General features: G+C 39.8%; 9 protein-coding genes and 1 tRNA gene. 4 read left to right on the forward strand and 6 right to left on the reverse strand.

The genetic code is table 11. From position 1 onward, the window contains the following. Window positions 1–108: 108 nt before the first annotated feature. The 5 genes from M3O96_RS10285 to M3O96_RS10305 form a co-directional block, all read right to left on the reverse strand. Window positions 109–183: transfer RNA gene (locus tag M3O96_RS10285), tRNA-Val, on the reverse strand. Between the two features lie 150 nt (window positions 184–333). Further along, window positions 334–1,878, reverse strand: a complete 1,545-nt coding sequence (gene amaB, locus M3O96_RS10290; protein WP_249720385.1) for an L-piperidine-6-carboxylate dehydrogenase — start codon at window positions 1,876–1,878, stop codon at window positions 334–336. Between the two features lie 57 nt (window positions 1,879–1,935). Continuing rightward, entirely contained in the window at window positions 1,936–3,006 is a 1,071-nt protein-coding gene (locus M3O96_RS10295) for a DUF4421 domain-containing protein (RefSeq protein ID WP_249720386.1), read from the reverse strand. A gap of 733 nt (window positions 3,007–3,739) precedes the next feature. Further along, window positions 3,740–4,450 carry a glycosyltransferase family A protein gene (locus M3O96_RS10300; RefSeq protein WP_249720387.1) on the reverse strand — a complete coding sequence of 237 codons (711 nt, stop codon included), beginning with the start codon at window positions 4,448–4,450 and terminating at the stop codon, window positions 3,740–3,742. A 94-nt stretch (window positions 4,451–4,544) separates the two neighbouring features. Next, a complete protein-coding gene (locus M3O96_RS10305; RefSeq protein ID WP_249720389.1) occupies window positions 4,545–5,747 on the reverse strand; it encodes a pyridoxal phosphate-dependent aminotransferase in 1,203 nt (400 codons plus the stop codon). Between the two features lie 138 nt (window positions 5,748–5,885). Here M3O96_RS10305 and M3O96_RS10310 point away from each other — a divergent pair, with 138 nt between their 5' ends. The 4 genes from M3O96_RS10310 (at window position 5,886) to M3O96_RS10325 (ending at window position 8,707) form a co-directional block, all read left to right on the forward strand. Next, the gene (locus M3O96_RS10310; RefSeq protein ID WP_249720391.1) at window positions 5,886–6,746 is read left to right on the forward strand and encodes a toxin-antitoxin system YwqK family antitoxin; all 861 of its coding nucleotides are present in this window, start codon (window positions 5,886–5,888) and stop codon (window positions 6,744–6,746) included. 92 nt (window positions 6,747–6,838) lie between these two features. Then, window positions 6,839–7,270, forward strand: a complete 432-nt coding sequence (locus M3O96_RS10315) for a MarR family winged helix-turn-helix transcriptional regulator (protein ID WP_249720393.1) — start codon at window positions 6,839–6,841, stop codon at window positions 7,268–7,270. 96 nt (window positions 7,271–7,366) lie between these two features. After that, a complete protein-coding gene (locus M3O96_RS10320; protein WP_249720395.1) occupies window positions 7,367–8,371 on the forward strand; it encodes an NAD(P)/FAD-dependent oxidoreductase in 1,005 nt (334 codons plus the stop codon). A gap of 15 nt (window positions 8,372–8,386) precedes the next feature. Then, window positions 8,387–8,707: a 2Fe-2S iron-sulfur cluster-binding protein gene (locus M3O96_RS10325; protein ID WP_241124582.1), complete on the forward strand. Its 321-nt coding sequence runs from the start codon at window positions 8,387–8,389 to the stop codon at window positions 8,705–8,707. 27 nt (window positions 8,708–8,734) lie between these two features. Here the strand turns inward: M3O96_RS10325 and M3O96_RS10330 are convergent, their stop codons facing one another. Further along, window positions 8,735–10,900 carry a cation:proton antiporter gene (locus tag M3O96_RS10330; protein ID WP_249720397.1) on the reverse strand — a complete coding sequence of 722 codons (2,166 nt, stop codon included), beginning with the start codon at window positions 10,898–10,900 and terminating at the stop codon, window positions 8,735–8,737. Between the last annotated feature and the right edge of the window lie 11 nt (window positions 10,901–10,911).

Genomic DNA, 10,911 nt, shown 5'->3' on the forward strand with positions numbered 1-10,911 from the left:
TCAATAAATATTCTTTTGATCCGGACCATTGACCCTTCCGATTTAAGATCGGAATGCTCTGAACCAGCTGAGCTAAACTCCCAATAAATGAGGTGTGAATAATAATTGTGGGAGTTGAGGGATTCGAACCCCCGACCCTCTGCTTGTAAGGCAGATGCTCTGAACCAGCTGAGCTAAACTCCCGAAATAACCTTTGTTATTTTAACGGATTGCAAAGGTAGATTTAATTTGATTTGGTACAAATTATAAAATGAAAAAAAATCCCTTATTTCAATAATCACTTGAAAATGAAGGGATTTTATTCCTTGATCATTCCTGATTTTTTCTCGCCTACTATATATCAAACTTTATCCCCTGCGCCAAAGGCAGGGAAGTGCTGTAATTGATGGTATTGGTTTGTCGGCGCATATAGGCTTTCCAAGAATCGGAACCGGATTCGCGGCCTCCACCGGTTTCTTTTTCTCCGCCAAAAGCACCACCTATCTCTGCGCCTGAGGTACCGATATTGACATTGGCGATGCCGCAGTCCGAACCAGCAGCCGAAAGAAATGCTTCTGCCTCCCGCATGTTCAGCGTCATGATGGCTGAGGACAATCCCTGAGGCACACCGTTGTGCATGGCAATGGCTTCTTCCAGCGTATTGTATTTCATGATATAGAGGATTGGCGCAAAAGTTTCATGCTGTACCATTTCGAAGTGGTTTTCAGCTTCGATGATACAAGGCTTCACATAGCAGCCGGATTCATAACCTGACCCGCTGAGTACTCCGCCTTCGACCAATTCTTTTCCTCCCTCCTTTTTGACTTTTTCTATAGCTTTGAGATACATGTCCACTGCTTCTTTGTCGATCAAAGGACCTACATGGTTTTTCTCATCCAATGGATTTCCGATGACCAATTTGGTGTAGGCCGCGGCCAATCTTTGCTTGAAGGTATCATAAATGGATTCGTGGATAATCAGCCTTCTTGTGGTAGTGCAGCGCTGTCCAGCCGTCCCCACTGCCCCGAAAAGTGCACCACGGATGGCAATTTCCAGGTCAGCGTTTTCGGTTATGATGATGGCATTGTTGCCACCAAGTTCTAACAATGACCTGCCTAATCTAGCAGCAACAGCTTGGCCGACTATTTTCCCCATTCGGGTGGAACCTGTCGCCGAGATCAAAGGAACCCGGGTATCCTCCGTCATCATCTGCCCTACTTTGTAATCACCGACGATCAATCCCGAAATTCCTTCGGGCAATCCGTTTTCTTTCAACACTTTATTGATAATATGCTGGCAGGCAACACTGGACAAAGGCGCTTTCTCCGATGGCTTCCATATACAGACGTCCCCACATACCCAAGCAATCATGCTGTTCCACGACCAAACGGCCACCGGGAAGTTGAAAGCTGAAATAATCCCAACTACTCCGATCGGGTGCCACTGCTCATACATCCTGTGTCCTGGACGCTCGGAATGCATCGTCAATCCATAAAGCTGTCTGGAAAGCCCTACTGCAAAATCACAGATATCGATCATTTCCTGCACTTCGCCAAGTCCTTCCTGATAGGATTTCCCCATTTCGTAAGACACCAGTTTGCCCAAATCGGCTTTTACTTCGCGGAGTGCATTTCCCATTTGGCGGACGATTTCGCCACGCCTTGGTGCCGGAGTGGTTTTCCAGATCTGGTATGCTTCTTGGGATTTGGCGATGACCTTTTCATACCCTTGACGGTCTGTCACTTGGACTTTGCCGATAAGAGCGCCGTCGGCCGGTGAATAAGAGCTGATATAATCTTTTCCTGTATTGATCCACTCATTTCCGGTGGAAGTTCCTAGGTTTTCCGGCTTGATACCAAGGTTTTGGAGTGCGGATTGAATACCGAATTGATCTGACATGGTATGTTTGGATTTACTGGTTTGGGAGTAAAAATATAAAAAAATCGCCTACTGGTTTTACTTATCTTTTTTTTCGGGAAGGTATCTGTTGATGTCGATATAGTCTAGTTGTTTTTTAAGTTTTGGACCAACATTGAACCGGTAGACAAAATTGATTCTATAATTACCTGTCTGAAAATCTGTTAAATAATTCCTCGCCTCTTGAATACGGACATTATTATGGACATAATTGGCATTGACCGACCAAACAGGACCATTGTACCCTACAAAACCCCTTAGGAAATAATTGGTGTTAAAACCCCAACTTCCCTCTTGGGCCAGATCGGAAGAAATTCTGGTGTTTCCTATGCCAATATTTCCTGAAACCATTCCTGTAATGAAAAAATGTTTGGCAATCACAATAGTATGCACATATCCTAAATTGGGTCCAATTTCAAAAAAATTAAGCCTTTTAAATTGTAAGGGGACGGGAACAAATTCGGCAAGTATGTTATTCTCATCTTGAGCAGATCCAAAATAAAACTCCATGCCTGCAACAAGACTTCCAGCGGATTTTTTTTGCCAAGCGCTTTGAAGAAAAGCTGCCTTAAGAGATAGCTTGTCTCCATTAAATAAATACTGAACGTTGGCACCAAACTTTCTTACTTTCATTTCCGGAAATGCCAATTCAGAAGGGATATTGGGTAGCGGACCTGTATAACTATTTACATAAAATCCTTTGTAGAATTGTGCAAATAGATCAATTACCCAATTTTTGGGATAAGCATGTGCCTGCAAATCCAAATATTGTGTTTCTACTTGATCCCGATTAGGATTCATAAAATCAAAGCCATAAGCGAGGTTCAGCGTAAAATCATTGTAAGTGGCACCCACCCCAAGGTTAAGGGTAGAATTTGGTTCAAGTCCTATTCGTGAACCCTTGTTATTTTCAGTTATCAAAAGAGAGGTATATTTCCTAGATGTGTATATCCTGGTAGTCAATAAGTTCCTGTAGGAAACATAATAGGTCGTATCCTCTTTTGCTATTGATTTGGATGGCAAAAGGAAAAGGAAACCTAAGGCTATTGAAAATCCAATGAAAAAATTTTTAGCAAATAGCACGAAACAATTTATACGCAGTTTTACCATACCCAAAAATAAGCAATATCAAGTCCACAAATAAAAAAATCCGCAACTAGTGCGGATTTTCTAATGTCAAATGGAGATTAGTAAAAATGATTATCTAAATAATCTCCATTCAGTTTTATTATCAAAAGTCTTTAGCAGAAAAAGTTGCTTAATCACCCGAGACAAATATAAAAAACTTTTATTGAAAATTGCAATAGGCCAATCACGGTATTTTTTGATTTATTAGCCAAAAAATTATAAATATTTTTGAACTAAAGTATAAAATCAAGGTTCTAAGGCTTTTAAAACTATTTAGAACATATAAAAAATATTTTTCATTTTATATACAGATGCTTTGGTTTCCAATCTATCTCAAAAAATATTACATATTTCACTGATATTCAATATATTGTTATTTTAGTAGATGAGGGGTTTCTGCTTAGAGTTTCTTTTTGGAAATCGGCTGATGAAAATTGATTCATTTTGGCAACTAAAAATAGAAAAACAATAAAATAAAAAATTTCTTGGAAATTTTATATTTCAATTATGTCAATGTTAGCAAATTACAAGATTTGTTACGATAACCAGAATATTATTATACTTTGAATTGAATTGAAGCAGGTGTTTTAAGAATCCAAAATAAATTAGAATTCCAAAATCATATTAAGTTTCACCTACCTATCATCTTTCAAAAAAAACCGCAAACAATTTAATGCAAATACCCTTTCGGACCACATGATTATATACACCCCATTTAAATCTTATCCCGCCCTTTCCAGAATTTTAAAAAATAATATTTGAAGGGATTGCTGTATTTCAGCAACTTCCATGGTCTACTTCCATGCGGTCTATGTAGAACCGGAGTATTCATCAGCACGTAATTATCAAAACCCAATCCTACCGATTTTTTGGACATAAATGTATCGTACCAGTCTTTGGTATCATCGAGTTCCATGAAATCATACTTCGAAAGAAACTCCGGCGAAAACAGCGTACAACAAAAACTTAGGCTTCTTTCGGTTTTGATGACAACTTCTTGGTTAGACTTAAATTTGAGGTAAGGGAAATTCACTTTCCCATCTTCCCCTACCGTAATTGCCCCAATTAAACCCGATTGGGGATTTAACTCCAAAAATCCAATCATTTCCTGAATGGTATTTTTTTTGATAATGACATCAGATTCAACCACAATCAAAGGCAGCCCAAGATTTACAGCTTCTTTTTGGGCCATTTGCAATACAAGTTTGTAATTAGGAGAGGGAGTATCCGTGATATCCTCAAGGTGTATCAATTCATACCCGATTTGTCCTTTTTCCTGCTCCAAACGTTGCTTTGTTTCCTCCGCACTAAAATCATTAAAAATTATATGCTTCACCGGAAAATTGGAACTTGCAATGGCTTGCGCGCATTCCAATGTACTTTCAACTGAATTTTTGACAGGAGTAATTACAAGGACTTTCAGCATGGATCGAGGTTTAATGCTCAAAGTTACCAGATAAAAACGCATAAAAAAACCCTGAGGTGGTGACCTCAGGGCTGTGTGAATCAACGCAAGATTCTTATTTCAGTAAAGCCAAGGCTTCTTTCATTCTTTTCATTGCTTCCACCAACTCCTCATCCGAGGCGGCGTAAGACAATCGGATACAATTTGGAGCTCCGAACGCTTCTCCTGTAACCAAGGAAACATTTGCCTTCTCAAGGATATACAAACAGAAATCATCTGCAGTTTTGATGGTGTGGCCATCAGCTGACTTTCCAAAGAAGTCTGAAATGTCCGGAAAGAAATAAAATGCACCTTCAGGAATGTGGGTTTTGATCCCGGGAATTTCTTTGATCAATCCCAAGACCAAATCCCTTCTTCTCAAATAAGCTTTTTCCATTTCTTTTGAAGGTTGCTGATCCCCAGAAATGGCAGCCAATGCGGCCCTCTGTGCGATCCCTGTTCCTCCGGAAGTGAATTGCCCCTGCATTTTTTCGCAGGCTTTAGCTATAAATAAAGGAGCACAGATATAACCTACTCTCCATCCTGTCATGGCATATCCTTTGGAAAAGCCGTTGACCGTAATGGTCCGCTCAAACATTCCCGGGAATGAGGCAATGCTGGTGTTTTTACCTTTGAAATTGATCAATTCGTAAATCTCATCGGCAATTACAAAGAGATCCTCTTTCTTTTTAATTACTTCTGCGATAGCTTCCAATTCTTCTTTACTAAACACTGAACCTGTAGGATTACAAGGTGAGGAGTAAATCACAGCCTTTGTCTTGTCGGTCAATGCAGCTTCCAATTGGGCGGCAGTTGCTTTGAAATTATTCTCAAGATTACCTTCGATCAAAACAGGCACACCACCTGCCAACTTGATGATCTCAGCATAACTTACCCAATATGGAGAAAAAATAACGACCTCATCACCCTCGTTGATCATGCACATAAATACGTTGGCAATGGAATGCTTCGCACCAGTAGAAACCACAATATTCTCCGCCTTCGCCTGAGTGATATGGTTCTCATCTCTCAGCTTTTTGGCAATCGCTTCCCTTAAGTCCTGATATCCCGCTACAGGTGAGTAAGCAAAGTATTTGCCCTCATCTATCGCTGCTTTGGCTGCTTCCTGAATGTGCTTGGGAGTTTTGAAATCAGGCTCTCCCAAACTAAGACTGATGATGTCTTTTCCTAGGGCTTTGAGTTCACGTGCTTTTTTTGCCATGGCCAATGTGGCCGATTCTTCCATCTGATTGATCCGATCGGATAATATAGAATTCATTTTTCTTGGTTGTTGTTTTTAAATCCGGGCAAAAATACAGATAACAATGATTAATTCTAAACTTAAACTGTTGATTTGGCAAGGATTCTATATTTTTACAATAAAATAATGTCACCCGACAAATCGTTTGTAAAATAGATGAAAACAAGACTTTTATTTATATTGACTATAGTCCTTTTTTGCGGTCCGGCGTTTGGACAAAAAGAAAAGAAAACTCAAACTGCAGATCCTGATTCTTCCGGAGTGGTCTCTGAAAGATTTTTGCCCACAACTGCCCCTTTGTTGCTTTTTGATGACAATACCAAAACAGAAAAGAAAAAAGCGGAAAAAAAGAAGATCAAAAAGAACATCTATTTCGGGGAAAAAACCAAGAAAGGATACGTTAAACAAAATGTCCGGGATCAGACCCAATACCAGATTTATAACTATACCACTCAAAATCGGCCTGTGGATCCCTACATCAGGGATATTTACTGGATAGATTCCCGCGATAAAGTCATCCGTAATAAGGATTTTGATCCGGCTAGAGGTTACCTTCTCCACGGACCCTATGAGAGAGAAATCGGAGATGTCTTGGTAGAAAAAGGCTATTATTTTTTTGGTACAAAACACGGAACTTGGCTGACTTTTGATATCAAGACAGTATTGCAGGACAAGTTACATTATGCTGAAGGGTGGCCAAAAGACTCAAAAGTAACCTATTATGAAGGAGAGGATAAGAAAATTGAAAAACTGATTCCTATTGAGTATGACTTGATGGAGGGTAATTTTTTCCACTTCCATGAAAATGGCCAAGTGGGAGTAATCGGGGAATTCCACTTTGGAGAGAAAGTCGGGCTGTGGACCGAATATTGGAATGCAAAAGGTAAAACCGTTAGAAAAAGAGAAATCCAATATCAAGAAAAACCCTTCACCAAAAACTTTACTCCCTACATCCGGGCAGAATGGGACAAGGAAGGCAATCTCATATACAGAAAAGAAGGATTAGCCTCTAATTGATCTCCAAGCATTTCGCTAATTCCCTATAAAATTTGTAGGTTAATATTTTTAATTTATTTCTAATTGTTATATTTGTCATGCTAATTATTAGTATGACACAAGAACAATTCAGTAAGTATTCATTCCTACTTGACCGAACTGCCAAAAGGGTCAAGCAGTATGCCCAAAGGAAATTCAACCTTGAGGACTTTGACATAACAGTTGACCAATGGCTGATCATGAAAAATCTCTCTGAAAATGAATTGCTAAGTCAGGCAGAATTGGCCCAAATGGTATTCAAGGACCAGCCTACACTTACCCGTATCGTTGATATTCTTACCAAAAAAGGATATGTAGAGCGTGTCCCCCATCCTTTGGATAGAAGGAGTTTCCATTTGGTATTGACAGCAGAGGGAATTTCAAAAGTAGAAGAACTGAAGCCGAAGATTGCTTCTATACGGGAAAAAGCCTGGGAAAATCTTGGCGAAACCGATTTTGAAGAATTCAAAAGGATTTTAAATACCATTTATAACAATCTGGAATAGAATATAGCCAAGTTTTAAAATATACTTGTTATACTAATTATATTTGCACGAACAATAGCGCCATCTGTTGGTTTAAAAAATTAAAAAGCAAACATCATGATTACTACTGACCTTTGTATCATCGGAGCCGGACCTGTAGGGTTATTCGCAGTCTTTGAAGCAGGACTTCTTAAGATGCGATGCCATCTGATTGATTATCTTCCCCAAGTTGGGGGGCAGCTTTCAGAGATTTATCCTCAAAAGCCCATCTATGACATACCTGGATATCCTGAAATCAAGGCACAGGACTTGGTAGATAACCTGATGGAACAAATCAAACCTTTCAAGCCAACCTTTACTTTGGGAGAAAGAGTGGACCATTTGGCAAAGCAAGCCGATGGGTCATTCATTCTAACGACCAATGACAAAACCCAAGTTCACGCTCAGGTGATCATCATTGCCGGAGGATTGGGAGTATTTGAACCGAGAAAACCTGTATTGGAGAATTTAGAAAAATTTGAAGGTAAAGGAGTGACATACATGGTCAAAAATCCGGAGCATTTCAGAGACAAAAAAGTAATGCTCGCCGGAGGTGGTGATTCCGCTTTGGATTGGGCGATTTACCTTTCCAATGTGGCCGAAAGAGTCACTTTGGTTCATAGGAACGAAACTTTTAGAGGAGCGCCAGATTCTGCTGCCAAAGTTTATGACCTTGCCAACAAAGGAAAAATTGATTTGATTCTTTCTGCTAACCTAAAAGAACTTGGCGGCAATGGAACTCTCAAGACAGTTGTTTTGGAAGGAAAAAGCAAAGAAGAAATCACAGTTGATACTGATTATTTGATCCCATTATTTGGCTTGAGCCCAAAACTTGGACCTATCGCCGATTGGGGATTGAACATAGACAAAAATGCCATCGAAGTCGATACGCGTGATTATTCTACCGGAGTAGAAAGAATCTATGCCATTGGAGATATCAACACTTACCCGGGCAAACTCAAACTTATTCTTTGTGGATTCCATGAAGCGGCGATCATGATGCATTCTGCATTTAAATTTGTCTATCCTGACCAAAAATTGAGCTTTAAATACACCACTGTCAACGGTGTTAACTCATTTTAATCTTACTTTTGGAACATGGTTACATTTACTGTAGAAGATCACGACGGCAACCGTCAACCTGTGGAAGCTCCCATTGATATGGGGTTGAACTTAATGGAAATATTAAAAGCCTGTGAATATCCTGTCTTGGCCACTTGTGGTGGCATGGCACTTTGTGCTACCTGCCATGTAGAGATTTTGGAAGGGAAGGATGAACTTGGTCATGCTTCGGATGCGGAGCTTGACCAATTAGAAAATCTTCCCGAATACTATCCAACCAGCAGACTTGCGTGTCAGGTCAGGATAAGCCCCATGCTTGAAGGAGCTGTAGTCAAGTTAAGAGGAGAAGACAATTGATTAAAAACCCCGGCCAAAAACGGGGTTTTATTTTTTCCTGAAAATTTTAGAAACAGTATTTGAGAAGCCCTCAAAATCCTGAATCCCGGAAAGTAACGGATTGATAATGGAAGTTCCGATATAATTGTGCCGTCCACCTTCTTCGAGGTCAAACTGCATGGGATAAATCAGGATGTAATTGTTCTTATTGAAATATTTGTTCAAAAATTTAGGGATCTTATTCATCACAGGATCAAACGACACGCCACTTTTTCTGCTCAACACCACCATCAGTGCATCATTTTCCTTCAAATCTCTTGAGATAATCAAAAAATCTTCCCAATCTGAAAATTCAACAAACCCAGTTTCGATGCTGTATTTTTTCTGTACTTCTGCAATGTATTTAAGCGTTTCTTTGGCGCCGTAAAACACCAACTTACAGCCGGTATTTCTTCCTATATTCCAGACTCTCAATAGCCAGAAAACAAATCCCATTTCCTTTTCAGCATTTTCAGGTACTACTATAATGTACCTGCTTACAGTATTTAGCGGTTGATGACTTTGGTAAATAAAAGCCGTGATGTTGCTTTTGCTCAAAATCCCTTCTGTAAGTTTTCCTAAAAATGAATCCGAGATTCCATGTTGTTTGTGAAGCCCCAAAATAATGTCTGTGACTTTGTTTTCTTTAACCACATTGGTGATTCCGTTGACCAGATTAGAATCATACCTGATCAATTCGGTCAAATTGTTATCAGTAGCGGCTGCACTGATGCTTGCTTTTTCCAAAAGCTTTTTGGCAAATTTCTCTTTGCTTTCGTCTGAGGAATCAGAAGGAACAATATTTAAAGCATAGAGGGAGTTCTTTGAAGCTTTGGATTTGATGGTCACGCCAAGGTGAATCAGCTCCTCGATATTTTCAGGATAATTGACGGGGATCAAAATCCTTTCTTCAACTTCTTTCTCACTGTCAGCCTCACTTTCAGTTGCATCATCTTCCAATGCAAGTTGGGCTGCACCTTTTTGTGCCACAAGAGATGCTATGGTACAAGTCACCAAAATCATCAAAATTGTCCCGTTCAAAATACTGTCGCCCAGCAACCTGATAGGTTCACCTGTTTCCGTTTCTCCTACAATAACTTTGTAACCTACCAAAACCGCAGCCAATGTCGCGGCTGCTTGGGCATTGCTCAATCCAAAAATAACATCTCTCTGAGCCCGTGAAAAATTGAATGTTTTTTGAGTGAAATAAGCTGCTAAAAACTTGGACAGGGTTGCGATAACAGTCATCACTATGGCAACAAATATGGTTTCTTTGTCCATGTAAAAAACCCTAAAATTTATTAACATTCCGACACCAATAAGGAAAAATGGGATAAATAAAGCATTGCCTACAAACTCGATCCGATTCATCAATGGTGAGGTATGGGGAACAAGCCTGTTCAAGGCCAATCCCACAAGAAATGCTCCGATGATGGCTTCAATACCTGCAGCTTCAGCCAAAAAAGCTCCAAGGAAAACCAAGGCCAAAACAAAAATATACTGGGAAATATTGTCATCATTCCTCTTGAAAAACCACCTTCCAAGTATTGGAAACAGGAAAATGATAATCCCTGCAAAAACCAGAATTGATACACCCAGTTTCAACCAAAAGCCTCCGGTCACTTCACCCGTGGACATTCCTACGACAACGGCTAGGACCAATAAAGCAAGCGTATCAGTGATCAAAGTCCCTCCCACAGCGACGCTCACTGCTTTGTTTTTGATCACGCCCATCTTACTGATGATCGGATAGGCGATCAGGGTATGGGAAGCAAACATACTTGCCAAAAGAACGGAAGTCGGAATACTGAAATTAAGCACATAAATCCCCGCCAAGGTTCCTAATGCCATGGGAATCAAAAAGGTATACATACCAAACACCATGCTTTTGCTACTATTTTTCTTAAAGTCACCAAGATCAATTTCAAGTCCGGCCAAAAACATGATATACAGCAATCCTACAGTCCCAAATAGAACAACACTGCTATCCCGCTCCAAAAGGTTTATCCCATTTGGCCCGATAGCCGCACCTGCCAAGATCAAACCTATCAGTTGGGGTATTTTTATTTTATTCAATAAAATAGGAGCAAATAAAATGATAAAAAGGATGCTCGAAAAAATCAAGACTGGGTTTTCCCAGGGAAGTTTAAAGCTCAAGTCTGCACAAAAAACCATAGTATCGAATT

The organism is Aquiflexum sp. TKW24L (genome assembly GCF_023502205.1).
Classification (GTDB): Bacteria; Bacteroidota; Bacteroidia; order Cytophagales; family Cyclobacteriaceae; genus Cognataquiflexum.